19 protein-coding genes and 1 tRNA gene are annotated in these 16,298 nt (G+C 62.4%); 7 read left to right on the top strand and 13 right to left on the bottom strand.

Annotated elements, in window-relative coordinates; genetic code table 11:
* Positions 1–411: 411 nt before the first annotated feature.
* From KJ624_06640 to moeB, 8 genes are all read right to left on the bottom strand, one after another.
* Positions 412–873: a hypothetical protein gene (locus KJ624_06640; protein ID MBU2009492.1), complete on the bottom strand. Its 462-nt coding sequence runs from the start codon at positions 871–873 to the stop codon at positions 412–414.
* Between the two features lie 72 nt (positions 874–945).
* Positions 946–1,506 (bottom strand): hypothetical protein, encoded by a 561-nt coding sequence (locus tag KJ624_06635; protein ID MBU2009491.1) that lies wholly within the window; start codon positions 1,504–1,506, stop codon positions 946–948.
* Positions 1,491–2,390 (bottom strand): tyrosine-type recombinase/integrase, encoded by a 900-nt coding sequence (locus tag KJ624_06630; protein MBU2009490.1) that lies wholly within the window; start codon positions 2,388–2,390, stop codon positions 1,491–1,493. The genes KJ624_06635 and KJ624_06630 overlap by 16 nt, the downstream gene beginning before the upstream one ends.
* Positions 2,391–2,722: 332 nt before the next feature.
* Positions 2,723–3,472 carry a hypothetical protein gene (locus tag KJ624_06625; protein ID MBU2009489.1) on the bottom strand — a complete coding sequence of 250 codons (750 nt, stop codon included), beginning with the start codon at positions 3,470–3,472 and terminating at the stop codon, positions 2,723–2,725.
* Positions 3,469–4,446 carry a tyrosine-type recombinase/integrase gene (locus tag KJ624_06620; protein ID MBU2009488.1) on the bottom strand — a complete coding sequence of 326 codons (978 nt, stop codon included), beginning with the start codon at positions 4,444–4,446 and terminating at the stop codon, positions 3,469–3,471. Before KJ624_06620 ends, KJ624_06625 begins: the two co-directional genes overlap by 4 nt.
* 118 nt (positions 4,447–4,564) lie before the next feature.
* Positions 4,565–4,641: transfer RNA gene (locus tag KJ624_06615), tRNA-Pro, on the bottom strand.
* Positions 4,642–4,726: 85 nt separating this feature from the next.
* Positions 4,727–6,001, bottom strand: coding sequence for a M20/M25/M40 family metallo-hydrolase (locus KJ624_06610; GenBank protein MBU2009487.1), 1,275 nt, complete (start codon positions 5,999–6,001; stop codon positions 4,727–4,729).
* An 11-nt stretch (positions 6,002–6,012) separates the two neighbouring features.
* A complete protein-coding gene (moeB, locus tag KJ624_06605) occupies positions 6,013–6,822 on the bottom strand; it encodes a molybdopterin-synthase adenylyltransferase MoeB (protein ID MBU2009486.1) in 810 nt (269 codons plus the stop codon).
* 87 nt (positions 6,823–6,909) lie between these two features.
* Between moeB and KJ624_06600 the strand changes: the two genes are divergently transcribed.
* A complete protein-coding gene (locus KJ624_06600; GenBank protein MBU2009485.1) occupies positions 6,910–8,118 on the top strand; it encodes an MFS transporter in 1,209 nt (402 codons plus the stop codon).
* On the opposite strand, the gene htpX is transcribed toward KJ624_06600, so the two are convergent.
* The 5 genes from htpX to KJ624_06575 all read right to left on the bottom strand — a co-directional run bounded on the left by htpX (position 8,096) and on the right by KJ624_06575 (position 12,177).
* Complete coding sequence (htpX, locus tag KJ624_06595; GenBank protein ID MBU2009484.1) at positions 8,096–8,992, bottom strand: zinc metalloprotease HtpX; 897 nt, start codon at positions 8,990–8,992, stop codon at positions 8,096–8,098. The two genes, KJ624_06600 and htpX, sit on opposite strands and share 23 nt — an antisense overlap.
* A gap of 45 nt (positions 8,993–9,037) precedes the next feature.
* Positions 9,038–9,595 (bottom strand): LemA family protein, encoded by a 558-nt coding sequence (locus KJ624_06590; GenBank protein MBU2009483.1) that lies wholly within the window; start codon positions 9,593–9,595, stop codon positions 9,038–9,040.
* Positions 9,596–9,605: 10 nt separating this feature from the next.
* On the bottom strand, positions 9,606–10,493 hold the full coding sequence (locus tag KJ624_06585; GenBank protein MBU2009482.1) for a cell wall-active antibiotics response protein: 888 nt from the start codon (positions 10,491–10,493) through the stop codon (positions 9,606–9,608).
* Positions 10,494–10,582: 89 nt separating this feature from the next.
* Complete coding sequence (locus tag KJ624_06580; GenBank protein MBU2009481.1) at positions 10,583–11,440, bottom strand: DegV family protein; 858 nt, start codon at positions 11,438–11,440, stop codon at positions 10,583–10,585.
* Between the two features lie 125 nt (positions 11,441–11,565).
* Positions 11,566–12,177: a hypothetical protein gene (locus KJ624_06575; GenBank protein ID MBU2009480.1), complete on the bottom strand. Its 612-nt coding sequence runs from the start codon at positions 12,175–12,177 to the stop codon at positions 11,566–11,568.
* A gap of 139 nt (positions 12,178–12,316) precedes the next feature.
* On the opposite strand from KJ624_06575, the gene xerD reads away from it, so the two are divergent.
* The 6 genes from xerD to secG are packed head-to-tail and all read left to right on the top strand — an operon-like array spanning position 12,317 to position 16,286.
* On the top strand, positions 12,317–13,222 hold the full coding sequence (gene xerD, locus KJ624_06570; protein MBU2009479.1) for a site-specific tyrosine recombinase XerD: 906 nt from the start codon (positions 12,317–12,319) through the stop codon (positions 13,220–13,222).
* A 2-nt stretch (positions 13,223–13,224) separates the two neighbouring features.
* Positions 13,225–13,671 carry an RpiB/LacA/LacB family sugar-phosphate isomerase gene (locus KJ624_06565; GenBank protein ID MBU2009478.1) on the top strand — a complete coding sequence of 149 codons (447 nt, stop codon included), beginning with the start codon at positions 13,225–13,227 and terminating at the stop codon, positions 13,669–13,671.
* A 1-nt stretch (position 13,672) separates the two neighbouring features.
* On the top strand, positions 13,673–13,915 hold the full coding sequence (locus KJ624_06560) for a hypothetical protein (GenBank protein ID MBU2009477.1): 243 nt from the start codon (positions 13,673–13,675) through the stop codon (positions 13,913–13,915).
* A 16-nt stretch (positions 13,916–13,931) separates the two neighbouring features.
* Positions 13,932–14,585 (top strand): protein-L-isoaspartate(D-aspartate) O-methyltransferase, encoded by a 654-nt coding sequence (locus KJ624_06555; GenBank protein MBU2009476.1) that lies wholly within the window; start codon positions 13,932–13,934, stop codon positions 14,583–14,585.
* A 31-nt stretch (positions 14,586–14,616) separates the two neighbouring features.
* A complete protein-coding gene (gene gatB / locus KJ624_06550) occupies positions 14,617–16,059 on the top strand; it encodes an Asp-tRNA(Asn)/Glu-tRNA(Gln) amidotransferase subunit GatB (protein ID MBU2009475.1) in 1,443 nt (480 codons plus the stop codon).
* Between the two features lie 8 nt (positions 16,060–16,067).
* Positions 16,068–16,286 (top strand): preprotein translocase subunit SecG, encoded by a 219-nt coding sequence (gene secG, locus KJ624_06545; protein ID MBU2009474.1) that lies wholly within the window; start codon positions 16,068–16,070, stop codon positions 16,284–16,286.
* Positions 16,287–16,298: the final 12 nt, after the last annotated feature.

The raw sequence follows: 16,298 nt of genomic DNA, 5'->3' as shown, positions 1-16,298 counted from the left end.
GCTTGCTACGGCCCCCGTTCAACTGCTATATGCCCCAGGGGGTCAGCTATCGGCCATACATCGGCGGGGTCATTCGTTCAGCCCTTGCTTTAAGGGCTTGCTGGCCTATGGGCGGGGAGTGCCATCTCCCCTGATAGGGTTCAGGGGCATATCCCCTCGCCCTATCCCCTTGCCCTATTCAGTTGTTAAGGTGTAACTGTCAAAGCTACAGCTTCATTGTGGAACAAAAGGAAGGAAAGTTTAAGAAAGGGAATTAGCTATTTCACTTCTTCAGCATAGAGCCCAGGAAAAAGCCCCAGAGAATTCAGGCATGGTCACGGCAAGGAGCGGCCCCGGGAGCTGGGTGGAAGAGCCATCAAAGCCTAGGGAGGAGTTGTTCCTTGCTCGAAGAGGCGGCGTTGAAACTCGCTGTTAGTGGGTGTCGAAGTCGTTGTAGGGCGTTTGCAGTGCAAGGGCTGCATACACCTCAAACAGGGTCTGTTCAATTGGGTGAGTAATCTCGATGCTGCGGACTTTCATTGCGGCAACGCGCTGCTTTGCCTCCTTGAACAACTCGACGAAGCGAGGATCATTGGCCATCTGACTTCTTTGTTTACCTTGGAGGTCAATTCCTCGTTTGCCGGCTTCCTCCTTTGCCAGGTTGAAAGCGAAAGGAGCGGAATTGTGGAGTGAGCTTGGTCTGCTATGTTCAAGAAGGCGCTGTCTAAGTCGGTTGGATCGCCCAACATAGATTGGGGTATCGTCCTCGTATAGCACATAGACTCCGCGCTCCGGGATTCTCTGTAGACGGTCTCTGCTCAGCGGAGTTGTGTCTAGGAGCTGACTGAGTAGCTTAGGCATCTTGGCCACAATACTGTCAAACTGCCCGCGCATCGGCTCTATCTTAGCACGTAGGTGGCCCCAGCGAAAGCAGTTTGGAACCGAGCTGAGGCGACCGGGCAGGGCCTAGCGCCGGCGGAAGTAGGGCCGCCTGGGGCCGTGGCGCTTCTCTCTGGTGTAGTCAGGGTAGAGCAGGAGGATGGGGTCGAAGACTATCGGGACCATCGCCCTCATCCCCTCGGCGGTGAGGCGGTAGTAGGTCCGGGGCTCAAAGTTGGGGTGGTAGTCCCGGGGCTGGGAGGGCTCCTCCTCGCCGGTGGGCTCCACCCAGCCCAGCCTCCGCAGGGTGGAGAAGTAGACGACAAAGCTATGATACCGGCCACCGCTCGCCTTGTAGGGAGACCGGGCCACGTATCTTTCCGTCAGCCTCTCGATATTGTCTGGGCTTATAGCGCGGTTCTCGCGGCGCGCCAGCTGCTCTTCTCTCCTGGTGGTCCTGTCCAGGGCGGTAGCCTTGATAAGGGCCATCTTGTAGTGGTAGAAGATCTCCGCCTGGGGGGCGCCAACGGCAGGGTCTATCGCTGGCGAGCCCTCTGGACTGTGGCCCATAAGGAACTCACGGATGAACTTGCCGCAGCCGACAGCCCGCAGGAAGCCGCCCATGGCCGGCTTCAGGGGCAGGACCACGGCCGTTTCCTCTTATTGACCGCGGGGTTTTCATGAGCCTGCTTGTCCCACAGCTTGTCATACCACTCCCTGTGCTCCTCGCCTGCTACCTTCCTGTACCTGGCAGTCGTGTTGAAGCTGACGTGACCCAGGTGTTCTTGTAGAAGCCTGAGACCGTCCCCCGAGTCGTCAAGCTTCATGGCATGTACGGCGAAGGCATCTCGCAACCGATGGGGACTCACTCCTCTCCTCCTCCCGGTCTCGGGGTTGAGGAGGTCGCCCAGCCCCGCCCGGCGGGCGCACTCCGAGACCACGCGCCATACCTGGCCACGGCCGATGCCGAAGAGGAGTTGCCTTTCACCCTTCATGACGGGGCCGCCTCGCTGGATGTAGTCCCCCAGCATGTCCGAGGTTTGTGCGTCTACGGGCAGGGTCCTCACCCGGCGGTGCTCCCACTCCTCAGCGACCATCTTCTCCACCTTTGACCCGCATTTGGGGCAGAAGCTGTGGCTCATGCCAAGCCTCGTTTCGCACTGAGGACACGAGAGCCTCATACGTGTCTTCAGATGCTGGATGGTGACTGTGCCGCCGGCCAGGTTAACATCGTCTACCGCGATACCCAGAGCTTCGGAGACTCGACATCCCTGGTAGAACAGCAGCCTGACCAGCAGGCGGTCCCGGAGGTTGGTGGCCGCATCCTCCAGAGACTTCACCTCGTGGGGCTCCAGATAGGCTCTTGCGCTCACTCCACCCCCGACGCCTCTAACCTTCTTGCGGCATCTGTCGCGGCCTTCCTTGGCGCCTTGTGGAGACTGGCCGTTGTCGCATTGTGCCACGATACCTATTCTGGCGGCTGGGGAGGGGGTGGGTGGCCGGCCTCCCCGCCGACCTCCTTCTTTCTGCATTCCCCCGCCCCAGCCAAGTCCGGCTTCCTGGGCCGCCCGCCCATACGGCCCCATTGGGCGGCCATAGAGGGGTGCTTCGACCGCATGACCTTCTGGCCCTTTCTCCCTATGTCTGCCATGAAGGCATGCCCATGCCGTAGTAGGCAGCGAAGCCCTCCTTGGCGGCCTGCCTCTTGTACGGACATGTGCCCCTCGCTCCCCACACATCGAATCTTAGGAAACGAGGATGGCTCGCCTAATGGGACAAAACGGGGGTCGATTGTCCTACAAAAACGAATTGAGCAGACGAGGTCGTCTGCTCAATTTCTGCCCGGCGGGTGGAGTACTATTGGCTAATCATCAGGTTCAGCCGTCTCAGTCAGTCCCTCGATTCGTGTCCACAAGTCCCTGAGGGCGCGGTAGTGAGGCTGTCTGCTGGCTTTCTTCTTCATGGCCCGGTCGATGGTACGCTTGAAGGTGTTGGGCTTCATCTTTCCCATCGAGGGGAAGAGAACGCCAAGTACCTCCTGAAGTTCGGCCCAGCTGGCCTCGTGCTTTAGGAGCGTGCCAAGGGATGCCCGCATGCCCTCATGTAGCAGCTTCGGGGGGAGCCCCAGGAGCATACATAGCTGGCGGTCGAACTCCTTTTCCTGCGCTGTTTCGCCCTGACATGGGTGAATCATCCCCAGGGACCAACGTTGCGGCGAAACGAGATGAGGCAGGATATCATCGCATTCCGTAATGCGCAGCTCAGTCGCCAACCTTGCCGCTGTCATCCGGACGAACATCAGCCATCCTGGGACCCGGAGGAGGCTCATGTCGCCTATGGTCTTTCCCGTGATTGCGCCAATCCACAAGTTGGAGAACCCCTTGTACGCCAGAAGCAAATATGCGGGCGCAGCCTCTGCCGGCAGCCCTTCCGTTGGGAGACCCACCCGCTGCCGCGCGTCGGAAAGCTTGGCCTGCCATTCCCTGGACGCTAGCTTGGCTCGGACAAGGTCGGGGAAAGGAGGGTCCCCGGGCTTCCTTCCGCAAGTGGCGCAGACGCTTTCCAGTCCGATATCTCCATCAAGGCACTCCGGGCAAGAATGCTCTGTCTTCATCCCTTTAACCCCAGGGCGTCAACAGGGCTGGCATTGACGTGGGCTTCCAGTGCATCTTGCATGCCCAGGGTCTGCACGTAGCGCCTGGTCATCTCCAATGTGGAATGACCAAGAAGGTACTGGAGATTGAAAGTGTTTCGGTCCGCTCTCAAGAACTGCAGCGCGAAAGTATGTCGGAACTTGTGGACCAAGCCCTCGACGTTGCCCAATCCCGCCCGTTTGCGTAGGCGCCTTACCATGTCCTGCACCGCTCTGGCGGCAAGGGGACGTCTCTCTTCGGTGAGCCAGAGCGAGGACGAAGAAGCCTGCCCCCGCTGTATGAGGTAGCGCCAGAGCGCTTTCTGACACACCTGCCCTACTCTCACCACTCTCTCCTTCCGGCCCTTGCCCACCACCGCTATCAAGCCTCGATCCCGGTCAATGTCTTGTAGCCGGATGCCCACCAACTCTCCCAACCGGAGTCCAGTGTCAAGTAATGTCAGGACGATAGCTCTGTTTCTGGACGCGAGGAAACGGGCGTTATGCTCGAAGTCCCAGTCGCACACCTTGAGCAGGCCCTGGATTTGCTCTGGCGTGTATGGCTCTACCACTGGCGGGCTAGGCCGCTTTAACTTCACGCCGTCCACAGGGGACTTCTCCAAGAACCCTTCTCTGACCGCCCAGCCGAAGAAGACCCGCAGGGTCACGTAGTAGTGCCATGTCGTATTGTAGCTTGCTCGGGGACGAGAGCTCTCAGCGCCGTTGCCCCGAAGCCCCCAACGGTCTCGGCTCTCGGCCACGTAAACGAGGAATTCCTTTACTCGCCACTGGTCTATCTGTCGAATGTCCTCGGGCCACCCCATCTGGCCAGCATACCAAGCAAGGCGGCGCAGATTGCCTCCGTGGAACTCTACGGTCTTGGGGGACTTGCCTTCGCTTCGCAAGGTCAGGACAAAACCATCCACTACCCTACCCAGACTAACGTCTGTCGCCACAGCAGCCATATTCTTTTCGGGGAGGCCGGCCAAATCTATTTAGGTGGTCACCACCGAACTTGTCCCCTATCTGCCTCGGGGTCTGTTTAGGTGGTCGACCCTCCGTTTTCCCTATCTATGGTCGGGGAGGGCGGATTTGAACCGCCGACCACCTGAACCCCATTCAGGTGCGCTACCGGGCTGCGCTACTCCCCGACGCCTATTATTCTATACCCCCTGGAAAAACAGGGCAAGCTCCTCAACTCCCCACGGATTCAAGGGGCAAAGCCGGAGCCGGGATTCAGCCCAGGTAGGCCTGCGCCAAGCGGAGCAGGAACTGGGCCTCAAGCCTCAGGCTTCTCACATCTATCCGCTCGTTCCTGCCGTGGACGGTCTCCCGCAGCCGGGGGTCCTGGTCGGGGGCCATGACGGCGATGCCGTAGCTGGGGACCCCCACCTCCCGGAGAAAGCGGGAATCGGTGCCCCCCGAGGAGATACAGGGCAGGACCTGGCCCTCGCCCACCACCCCCCCGATGGTCTGGGCTATGAGCCGATAAGGGGGCAAGCCTGTCCCGGAAAAGGAAGGGGGCTGGTAGTGGGGTACCTCTATCTCTATGTCCTCCCCTATAAGCCGGCGGAGTTCCCGTTTCACAAATTCCAGGTCCTGGCCGGGGAGGACCCGGATGTCCACATCCGCCTCGCACCGGTCAGGGACGATGTTGGTCTTGGTCCCCCCCTGGATGGCATTGGGGGAGACGGTGAGCCGGATGATGGCCCGCAGGTATTCACGGAAGGCCTTATCCTCAAAGCCGTCAAGGAAGCTGTCCAGACCCCCGGCGGTGAGCCGGCCTTTGAGCCCCCTTGCCCGGGCCAGGGCCTGGAGGAGCTGACGGACCTGCGGGATGAGCCGGACGGGGGCCCGGTACTCCCCCAGGGTGGAAACGGCCCCGGCCATGCGGACCACCGCATTCTCCCCCAGGGTGGGAACCGAGCCATGACAGGAGACCCCCCTGGAGCGCAGCCTTATCCAGGCAGCCCCCTTCTCCCCCACCTGGACGAAGTAGACGAGGTTCCCGTTGAGCCTTACCGGCTGCTCCGCCCCCTCATTGATAGCGAAGTCAGCCCTCAGCTTCTCGGGGCAGTTCTCCATCAGGTAGCTGATGCCCCACTTCCCCCCTGCCTCCTCATCGGCGGTGGCTGCGAAGATGAGGCGGCCGTGGAGCCCCTTTCGGGAGAGCTGGAGGGTGGCCCAGGCCTGGGCCGCCGTCAGGCCCTTGCAGTCCAGGGCACCCCTCCCCAGGACCATCCCGTCTCTTATCTCGCCGGAGAAGGGGTCAAAGTCCCACCCCTCCCCGACGGGCACCACATCGGTATGGGAGAGGAAGAGAAGGCTCCGTGGCCCCTCCCCTATCTGGCAAATAAAGCTGCCCCTCCCCTCCCCACTTTCCACCACCTCCCCGGGGATGCCCGCCCGGGAGAAGAGCTGTTGAAGGTAGCGGGCCACAGGGGTCTCGTTCCCCGGCGGGTTCACCGAGGGGATGCGGATGAGCTGAGAGAGGAGCTCCTCTACCTCCACAGCCTTACCCCTTACCGGCCCACGGCCCGCACCCCGCAGAACTCCTCATAGTCTATGAGGTGGGTGATAGTTGGATGGTCCCCGCACACGGGGCAGGCGGGGTTGCGCTGGAACCTTAACCGGGTGAACTCCGCCTGGAGGGCATCGTAGGCCAGGAGAGAGCCCGCCAGGGGCCGGCCGATGCCCAGGATAAGCTTCAACGCCTCGGTGGCCTGGAGGAGGCCGATAACCCCCGCCACCACCCCCATCACCCCCGCCTCCTGGCAGGAGGGGACGCTGCCGGGGGGTGGTGGGGTGGGGTACAGACATCGGTAACAGCCCTTTCCGGGCAAAAAGACCGTAACCTGGCCCTCAAACTGGAACAGGCTGCCGTGGATATTGGTCTTTCCGGCCAGGACGCAGGCATCGTTCACCAGGTAACGGGTGGCAAAATTATCGCTCCCGTCCAGCACCATTTCATAGCCAGCAATGACCCCCATAATGTTCTCAGAAGTGAGGCGGAGGGGGTGCTGGACCACCTCCACATCGGGGTTAAGGGCCCCGATGGTATCGGCGGCCGAGGCGGTCTTGGGCCGGCCCCTGTCCCGGGTGCGGTGGAAAATCTGGCGCTGGAGGTTGGAGAGGTCCACCACGTCGCTGTCCACCAGCCCCAGCCGACCCACCCCCGCTGCCGCCAGATAGAGCCCCGCCGGGGAACCCAGCCCCCCCGCCCCGATGAGCAGCACCTTCGCCTGCCGCAGCTTCTTTTGCCCCCTCCCACCTACCAGGGGCAGCACAATCTGCCGGCTATATCTTTCTACCTGCTCCTCGCTGAACTCCACTGTTGCCTCCAGCGTTTGTTTAGTTTTTCGCTCAACAATATTAGAGGAAGGGAAATGAATTGTCAAAGAGGACGGGGTGGGGTATATTTGCCTGAAGAAGTGAGGGGAGAGAAGCACCCAGAGCTAGTAGATTCCGGCCCGCCACCGCCGTCCATACTGACCCGCAACTTTGTCCTGGCCTGGCTGGTGAGCTTCAGCGCCTTTGCCGGCTTCTATTTCTTGCTGGCTACCCTGCCCCTCTACATTGTCCAGATTGGTGGCAGCGAGTCGGAGGTGGGGCTAATCATCGGGGTCTTTGCCACCACCGCCCTTGCCCTCCGCCCCCTGGTGGGCAGGGCCGCCGATATCTGGAGCAGGAGGCTTCTCATCCTGGGGGGGTCCCTTCTTCTCTTCCTTTCCTCCCTTTCCTACAACCTGGCGCAGGGGGTCCTCCCCCTCCTCCTGGTCCGCGTCCTCCACGGGGCGGGCTGGGCCAGCTTTGGCACCGCGGTCATGGTGCTGGTGGCAGACCTACTGCCCCCACCCCGCCGGGGGGAGGGGATGGGCTACTACGGCATGTCCATGAACCTGGCCATGGCCCTAGGGCCTGCGGCGGGGGTCTTCCTCCTCCGGGCCTCCAGCTTCCCCGTCCTCTTCCTCTCCTCAGCGGCTATGGCGATGGTGGGGGTAGTCCTGGCCGGGTTTATCTCCGAGCCCCACCGGCAGAGAAACCCCTCCCGGGGGGCCATCCTGGAGAGGTCGGCCCTTTTCCCCTCCCTGGTCCTTTGCCTCTCCGCCCTCAGCTATGGCTCCATCGTGTCCTTCTTCCCCCTCTATGCCGGCAAGAAAGGGATAGAAAACCCCGGGCTCTTCTTCACCGTCTTTGCCCTGGTCCTCATCCTGGCCCGGGGCCCGGCGGGTAGGCTGTCGGACAGAAAGGGCCGGGCATCCACCATTGTGCCTGGCCTCCTGGTGGCCGCCCTGGGCCTCGGCCTCCTCTCGGCGGCAGGCTCCCTGGGGCTTTTTCTCCTGGCGGCCCTCCTCTATGGGCTGTCCTTCGCCCTGGTCCAGCCCTCCCTGCTGGCCCTGACCATAGACCGGGTGGAGCCCTCCCGGCGGGGGGCGGCCATGGGGACCTTCTCCATGGCCATGGACCTGGGCATCGGGGGAGGGGCCTTCCTCTGGGGCTTTGTGGCCCAGGGGGCGGGCTTCCCCGCCATGTACCAACTGGCCGCACTGACCACCCTGGTGGCCCTGGGGGTCTTCCTCTTCGGCCGGCGGCCCCGGCGGGGCTCTACATTGACCTCAGGGCCTTGATGCGCTCCTGTATGGGGGGATGGGTGGAGAAGAGGTTGTTGAGCGAGCTGGCATGGTTCTTGAGGGGGTTGATGATATAGAGGTGGGCGGTGGCCTTGTTGGCCGCCTCCAGGGGCTCCTTGTCCTGAGAGATCTTCTCCAGGGCCCTGGCCAGGCCCTCCGGGTATCGGGTGAGCAGGGCCCCCGAGGCATCGGCCAGGTACTCCCTCTTCCGGGAGATGGCAAGACGGATTAGCTGAGCGGCGATGGGGGCCAGGATGGCCATCACAAGGGCCACCACCAGGATGATGGCCCCGCCCGCCCCTTCCCCCTTCCCCCTGTTTCCGCGCCTGTGCCCGGCCCCGAACCACGTCCAGCGCAGGAATAGGTCGGCCAGGAGGGCCACCAGCCCCACCAGCATCACCACCAGGGTCATCAGGCGGATATCATAGTTGCGGATATGGGAGAGCTCGTGGGCCAGCACCCCCTCCAGCTCAAGCTTGTCCAGCTTCTGGAGGAGCCCTTTAGTCACCACGATGTAGGCATGCCTGGGGTCCCGGCCGGTGGCAAAGGCGTTGGGGGCGGTATCGTCAATGATGTATATCCGCGGCACCGGCATCCCCGCCCCGATACACAGGTTCTCCACCAGGTGATAGAGGTCGGGGTCCTTGTCGTGGGCTACCTCCCGCGCCCCTGACATGCCCAGCACCACGCGGTCGGAGAAGCGGTAGCTGATGAGGACAAAAATAGAGGCGACTATCAGGGTGGCGACGGCGGGGCCGGTGCCCAGGCCCAGGGCCAGGGCTATGACCTCTACCATCGCCGCCACCAGCAGGACAAAAAAGAACATCCAGAGCCAGGTGGCCCGCCGGTTCTCCTCAATATGCCGGTATATAGCCAACCGCTACCCCCGGGGAACGCCGTTTTTCACGGGAGCTACCTAGCGGGCGAAGCTGACCTTTATGTCCCCCTTCTCTTCCTCGGTGGCCGCAAAGAAGGAGGCCTCCCGGAAGCCCAGGGGGCCGGCCAGGAGGACGTTGGGGAAGAGCCGGATCTTGGTGTTGAAGTCCATGACATTGCTGTTGTAGAACTGGCGGGCATAGGCTATCTTGGCCTCAATATCCGACAGCTCCGACTGGAGCTTCTGGAAGTTCTCCGTCGCCCGCAGTTGCGGGTAGGCCTCGGCAACGGCAAAGAGGGTCTTGAGGGCGCTGGTAAGCTGGTTGTTGGCCTGGGCCGCCTCGGCGGCCCCATGCGCCCCCATCAGGGCGGAGCGGGCCTGGGTCACCTTTTCAAAGACCTCCCGCTCGTGGGCGGCATAGCCCTTCACCGTTTCCACCAAATTGGGGATGAGGCTGGACCGCCGCTTCAGCTGGACATCTATCCCCGACCAGGCCTCGCTCACCTTCAGCCGGGAGCGGACCAGGCCGTTGTACAGGGCCCAGATGAAGAGGAGGATGAGAAGGATTATCCCGGCGACGACCAATAGACCTATCATGGCCCCTCCTTTATCTGATATCTATGCTGGCGACGCCGCTTTTCACCGTCAGGTCAACCCGGTTGGGCGCCGTGGCGTAGCCGGGTGACTCGTAAATATCGCCCACTTTGGGGAAGCGTGAGGTATCCACATTGAAAGAGCCAAGGCCCGTCTCGGACTTGATGCGGGCGGCCACTCCCTGGGGGATAGAGATGCTCACCTGGGCAGCCCCTGCCTTGACCTCCGCCTCGGTAGTGCCGGCCTTGGCCGGAAGGAGGAGGCTGAGCCGGCTGGCACCCACATCCACCTCCAGCCGCCTGACCTGGAGGTTCGTCAGGTCCAGCTGGGCATCGCTGGCCCCCGTCTTCACCACCAGCTCCAGGGGGACCGCCGGGTTGAAAGAGGCCGCCAACTGAAGCCCCCTTTCTCCAAACGTCCAGAAGCCCCTGCCGGGGACACTTAGATTGAGCACCCCCTTGCTACCCTGGAGCCGGAAGTCCTGTTCCACCTCCGGGTAGCTCATCCCCTCCACCAGGCTGGCCGAGCCGGGGGGCAGACTGGCTATGAGGAGCTCCCCGGCGCCGAAGCTAATCTCCGCAGAAGCCCCCGTGATGCCCTGGAGGGGCTGGGAAAAAGAGGCGGCTACCGCCGGCGGCCGGGAGCGCTCCACGAGCGCGGCGGCAGCGATGACCCCTATCAAGACAACAACCGTGATGCCCAGCATGAGCCAGGGGCTCTGCCCCCTCAGGATAATGTTAAGGCCGATGAGGAGAAGGACTACCGGCCAGAAGCGCCAGAGGGTCCCCCACACTCCCCAGCCCAGGACCCCCAGGTTCTGGAGCAGGAATATCACCCCCAGGGCCACCAGAATGAGGCCCCAGAGGGGAAAAGGCCCCCTGTCACCTCGGTGCTCTTTCACGCCACCTCCTCCCGCTTCACAGCCGTATTTTAGGCCAGAGGGGGGGCTCTATCAAGGGGGGAGGCGGGAGAGGGTGCCGGAGAGTCCTCTCAGGCACCTTCACTGTAGAAGGCCAGGGCCAGGGTTCCCGGTCCGGTGGCATAGCCCATGACGGGACTGAACACAGAGACATGGGCCTCAACGCTATGGAAACGGGAGACAACCATCTCCCTGAACCTTTCTGCTTCCTCCGGGCAGGCCGCGTGGCTGATGATAGCCCAGACCGGTCCCCGGCCCACCCTTTCCTCCATCAGCTCCAGAAAACGCCTCAGGGCCTTTTCCTTTGTCCTGGCCACGCCGAGGAAGTGGACAAGGCCCTCCCGGATAGAGAGCATCGGCTTCACCGGGAGGAGAGAACCCAGGTCAGAGGCTACCTTGGGGATGCGCCCCGTCCGGTAGACATGACGAAGGGTTTCCAGGGCGATAAAAACCTGGACCCTTTCCGTCATCTCCTCTGCCACCCTCGCCATTTCTGGAAGGCTTGCCCCCCTTTCCCCCCTCCGGGCCGCCAGCCAGGCGATGAGGCCGTGCCCCCCTGCTGCCGTCCGGGAGTCCACCACCTCTATCTTTATCCCGGGAAGCTCCTTCTCCAACATCTGTCTGGCCACTGCGGCCATGTTGTAGAGGGTGCTCAGCCTGGAGGAGATGGTAATGCACAGGATTTCTCTGGACCTCTGCCCCACCTCCCGGAAGGCCTCCAGGAACTCCCGGGGGGAAGGGGGGGAGGTGGCAAAGCCGTCGGGGTTCTTCTTGAGCATCTCATAGGCCAGGGAGGGGGTGAGGTCCACCCAGTCACGGTACACCCGGCCCTCAAAGAGGACATTCACGGGGACAATACGGATAGCGTACCTTTCCACCACCTCTCGGGGCAGACAGGCGATGCTGTCTGTGACCACGGCCGGGGGCATCGTTATCCGAGGGCATCGTAGCAAGATGCCCTCCCTCTGTCAAGGGTTGAGGGCTGGCCTCCCGGGTGGTGGTCAGGTGCGAGGGATGCCGGTCAAAGCCCGGAATACTGAGAGCGGGCTAGCCTTCACCTTTTCTCCTGCATGAGGCCGGGCATCCACAACCTTAAGGTATATGTGTCGTAGACGTAGGATGGCCAAACGTAAATCCTCTCCTCTTTTACGGCTTCGTTTCCTGCAGCGTCCTTCACCCTCACCCTAATCCATAACGGTTGGTTTATTTCAAGCCCGCTGAGAGTAAAACCGTCGCTGGTGCTCAGCTTCTCGCTCCAAGGAGTACTAGAGACATACTCGCCGTGCGGGCCATACTCTATCCGGCCGATAACTGGCACCTTGGTCTTCCAGATAATGGTTGCGTTAGGGGCTATGAGGTCGAAATACACGATCTCGCTGATCAGAGACGCTGTTGTGCCCGGAGCCGGGGTAGCCGGCGTCGGTGTCACAGGCCTCGGAGTTTCCGCCGTCGGAGGCATAAAAGCCGGCTGCGGTGTTGGCGGAGCCGGGGTAGCCGTAGGCTGGCTGGGTGCACAGCCCAGCCCTCCCCAAAGCAAAACAAGAATCATTGAGAACAGGAATAGCCGTCTGGTTTTCACACCACCTCCTCCTATTTCTTCCGCCTGGCCAATAGTCCCAACACCTATTATCGTTAATATTATATCAGCAAGGCTGCTCTGGGTCAAACCATGATTCTTTATCCCGCTGGACATTGGTGGGGAGGACCCCCGGCTACCCCCGAAAGGCAACTCCGCGCATCTTCTCCTGTTGGTGGCCCTCTCTTTTATACTCGGACAGTTGACAATATGCTAAAATGGCGCTGGTATGAAGCAGGAGATAGAGGCCTTCCTCCGCTTTCTGGAGGTGGAGAAGGGCTTTTCCCCTAATACCCTCTCCGCCTACCGCAATGACCTGGCCCAGATGGCCGAGTTCATGGAGGAGGAACTTCTGAAGGGGAAAGAGGCCCCGGCCTGGTCACGGGTGGCGAGGGAACACCTCCAGCGCTATATCCTGGAGATGCGGGAAAGGGACTACTCCGAGGCCACCCGCGCCCGGAAGATTGCCGCCGCCCGTTCCTTCTTCCGGTTCCTGACAGAGGAGGGAAGGGGAAAGGACAACCCGGCAGAGGCCATCTCCTCCCCCCGGGTGGGCCGCGCCCTGCCCCGGACCATCTCCATCGCCGAGGTGAGACGGCTCCTGGAAGAGGTGTCCCAGGGCCAGGGGCCCGAGGCCAAGCGGGACCAGGCCATGCTTGAGCTCCTCTACGCCTCGGGGATGCGGGTCAGCGAGCTGGTCTCGCTGGACTTGGGGGATGTGGACACCCGGGAGGGCTATGTGCGCTGCCTGGGAAAGGGCTCCAGGGAAAGGGTCATCCCCATCCATCCACAGGCCTGTAGCATCCTGGAGGAATACAGCAGAGAGGCCCGGCCCAAGCTCATGCCCCTCCCCGGGGACAAGGCCCTCTTCCTCAACCAGCGGGGCCAGCGCCTTACTCGCCAGGGCTTCTGGCAGATTCTGAGGGGATACGCCCGGAAGGCCGGACTGGGGAAGGTAACCCCCCACATGCTCCGCCACAGCTTCGCCACCCACATGCTCAGCGGCGGCGCCGACCTGCGCTCCGTCCAGGAGCTCCTGGGCCACCGCCACATCTCCACCACCCAGGTCTACACCCACCTCACCATGGAGCAGGTCCACCGGGTCTATGACAAATCCCACCCCAGGGCAAAGTAGCTATGAAACTGGCCGTGGGCAGTGATGAGCGCACCCACCTGACTGACTTTGTGGTTGAGGAGCTCCGCCGCCGGGGGCACGATGTGGAGCTCTTTGGACCCCTGGCCGGGGAGCCCCTCCTCTGGCCCGAGGTAGCCCGGAGGGTGGCGGAAAGGGTGGCCAGCGGGAAAGTCCAGGAGGGGGTGCTCTTCTGCTGGACGGGGACGGGGGTATGCATCGCCGCCAACAAGGTCCCCGGCATCCGGGCCGCCCTCTGCGCCGATGCCGAGACCGCCCGGGGGGCACGGAAGTGGGACCACGCCAATGTCCTGGTCCTCAGCCTCCGCCTCACCCCGGAGGCGGTGGCCGGGGAGATTCTGGATGCCTGGTTCAGCACCGCCTTTTCCGAGGAAGAAGTGCCCACGGTGGCCCTGGTCTCGGCCATAGAAAGAAAATACAAGGGGGGATAATATGCCCAAGAAGTCCCACCAGAGGTCCCGGTCCAGGGCAAGGGCCCAACCCACCACCAGGTCCTCCTCACCCCCACCCGCCAGGGAGGCCCCCCCGGTCAAGGCCCCATCGGCCAGGGCCGCCCCTTCCCCTGCCCTCGCCCCACCCCCAGGCCCCCCGGTGCTGGGGGAACTGAGGAAGATAGGGCTCATCGCGGCGGCCCTCTTTGCCGTCCTGGTCATCATCTACCTTGTCTGGCGCTAGTCTCCTTCAAGGAGAGCTGACCGTGGATTTCGTCGAGGCCCGGGCCTACCTCATCACCCAGCTCCGAAAGGAAATAAGGGACGAGAGGGTGCTGGAGGCCATGGCCGGGGTGCCCCGGGAGCTCTTTCTCCCCCCTGAAAGCCGCCCCTGCGCCTACGAGGACCGTCCTCTCCCCATCGGGCTGGGCCAGACAATATCCCAGCCCTTCATCATCGCCATGATGACCTCGGCCCTGGAGCTCAAGGGGGAGGAAAAGGTGCTGGAAATAGGGACGGGGAGCGGCTACCAGGCGGCCATCCTGTCCCGCCTCTGCCGCCAGGTGATAACAGTGGAGCGCCTCAAGCCCCTGGCCGACAGGGCCCAGCAGCTCCTTCAGGAGCTGGGATATACCAATATTGATGTCCATCTGGAGGGGAAGGTCATCGGGTGGCCCGAGGAGGCCCCCTTTGATGGCATCCTGGTCACCGCCGGGGCACCCTTCATATCCCACACCCTGGTGGACCAGCTGGAGATAGGGGGCCGCCTGGTCATCCCCGTGGGCTCGCGCTTCGAGCAGGAGCTGATAAGGCTCACCAGGAAGGAAGGGAAGGAGACAAGAGAGAGCCTGGGCCTCTGCCGCTTTGTCCCCCTCATCGGGGAGGGGGCCTGGGGGGAAGAGTCAACCCCATGAAGAACCTCCGATTCCTGGGGGGTCAATAGCCATGGAATACGAGATAATCATCGGGCTGGAGGTCCATGCCCAGCTCCTCACCCGGAGCAAGATGTTCTGCACCTGCTCCGCCGATTATGCCTCCACCCCACCCAATACCCATGTGTGCCCTGTCTGCCTGGGGATGCCGGGAGTCCTGCCCCGCATCAACCGCCAGGCGGTGGAATATACCGTGATGACCGCCCTGGCCCTCAACTGCACCATCCCTCCCCAGACCAAGTTTGACCGCAAGAACTACCCCTACCCCGACCTGGTGAAGGGCTACCAGATATCACAGTACGATGCCCCCGTCAGCATCAACGGCTGGCTTGACCTGGATGGAGGAAAGCGCATCGGCATCGAGAGGGTGCACCTGGAAGAGGACACCGCCAAGCTCATCCACCGCACCTCCCCCCTGGGGGAGGGCTTCAGCCTGGTAGATGTGAACCGCTCCGGCGTGCCCCTGATGGAGGTCGTCAGCCGGCCGGACATGCGCTCCCCAGAGGAGGCCAGGGGCTATCTGATGAAGCTGAGGACCATCCTCCAGTACCTGGGTGTCTCCACCGGCAACATGGAGGAGGGCAGCTTCCGCTGCGATGCCAATGTCAGCCTCCGCCCCAGAGGCTCCCCCACCCTCCTGCCCAAGGCAGAGATAAAGAACATGAACAGCTTCAGGGCCGTTTACCTCGCCCTGGAATACGAGGCCAAAAGGCAGAAACAGCTCCTGGAACAGGGCCAGCAGCCCGTCCAGGAGACCCGGGGCTGGGTGGATGAGAAGGGCATCACCGTCCTCCAGAGGAGCAAGGAATACGCCCACGACTACCGCTACTTCCCGGAGCCCGACCTCCCCCCCCTGGTCTTCTCCCCCCAGTGGATAGAGGAGATAAGGCGGAAGCTCCCCGAACTGCCCGAGGCCCGCCGGGAGAGGTTCATGGCCCAATACGGCCTCTCCCCATATGATGCGGGCCTCCTCACCGCCTCCAGGGCAATGGCCGACTACTTTGAGGAGGGCGTTGGCATCAACCCCTCTCTGGCCAAGAGGTTGGCCAACCTTCTCCTCGGGGAGATGAGCCGGCACTTGAAGGACCGAGGCTTGCGGATACAGGAAAGCCCTGTAAAGCCAAGAAGGCTTGTAGAACTCGCGGAGTTGTGGACTCAGGGAGCCGTCACCAACACAGCAGCTTATGAAATCCTGACAGATATGTTTCTTACGCTGAGGGAACCCACGCGTTTGATGCAGGAGAAGGGCCTGGCCCAGATAAGCGAAGAGATTAGCCTGGTGGGGATGGTCCGGGAGGTCCTGGCCGCCAACCCCCAGGCCGTGGCCGACTATAAGAAGGGGAAGGCCCAGGCCATCGCCTTCCTCCTGGGGCAGGTGATGCGCCAGACCGGGGGCCGGGCCAACCCCACGGTGGTCCGCCAGCTACTGGAAAAAGTGCTGGCCACAGGAGTATAATTCAGCCGATGATTACTTATCTCAATATTGCCATGATAATAGTCTCCGTGGCCCTTGTCCTGACCATCCTCCTCCAGTCGAGGGGAGGGGGGCTGGGGGGCATCTTCGGCCAGCCGGACAGCGTCTACCGGACCCGCCGGGGCATTGAGCGCACCCTCTTCCGCTTCACCATCGCCCTGGTCGTCATCTTCATCCTCCTCGCCATCCTCAGCGTCCGCGCCTTCTAGATTAGGGGTTGC

It is taken from the genome of Chloroflexota bacterium (assembly GCA_018825785.1).
Lineage (GTDB): Bacteria > Chloroflexota > Dehalococcoidia > JACVQG01 > JAHKAY01 > JAHKAY01.
This window is presented reverse-complemented; position numbering and strand designations above follow the sequence as displayed.

What these genes read in the sequence shown, in the direction of transcription:
- xerD (MBU2009479.1), top strand. Translation starts at nt 12,317, where the DNA reads ATGAAGCAGGAGATAGAGGCCTTCCTCCGCTTTCTGGAGGTGGAGAAG.
- KJ624_06625 (MBU2009489.1), bottom strand. Translation starts at nt 3,472, where the DNA reads ATGAAGACAGAGCATTCTTGCCCGGAGTGCCTTGATGGAGATATCGGA.
- secG (MBU2009474.1), top strand. Translation starts at nt 16,068, where the DNA reads ATGATTACTTATCTCAATATTGCCATGATAATAGTCTCCGTGGCCCTT.
- KJ624_06630 (MBU2009490.1), bottom strand. Translation starts at nt 2,390, where the DNA reads ATGCAGAAAGAAGGAGGTCGGCGGGGAGGCCGGCCACCCACCCCCTCC.
- KJ624_06565 (MBU2009478.1), top strand. Translation starts at nt 13,225, where the DNA reads ATGAAACTGGCCGTGGGCAGTGATGAGCGCACCCACCTGACTGACTTT.
- gatB (MBU2009475.1), top strand. Translation starts at nt 14,617, where the DNA reads ATGGAATACGAGATAATCATCGGGCTGGAGGTCCATGCCCAGCTCCTC.
- KJ624_06560 (MBU2009477.1), top strand. Translation starts at nt 13,673, where the DNA reads ATGCCCAAGAAGTCCCACCAGAGGTCCCGGTCCAGGGCAAGGGCCCAA.
- KJ624_06640 (MBU2009492.1), bottom strand. Translation starts at nt 873, where the DNA reads ATGCGCGGGCAGTTTGACAGTATTGTGGCCAAGATGCCTAAGCTACTC.
- KJ624_06580 (MBU2009481.1), bottom strand. Translation starts at nt 11,440, where the DNA reads ATGCCCCCGGCCGTGGTCACAGACAGCATCGCCTGTCTGCCCCGAGAG.
- KJ624_06590 (MBU2009483.1), bottom strand. Translation starts at nt 9,595, where the DNA reads ATGATAGGTCTATTGGTCGTCGCCGGGATAATCCTTCTCATCCTCCTC.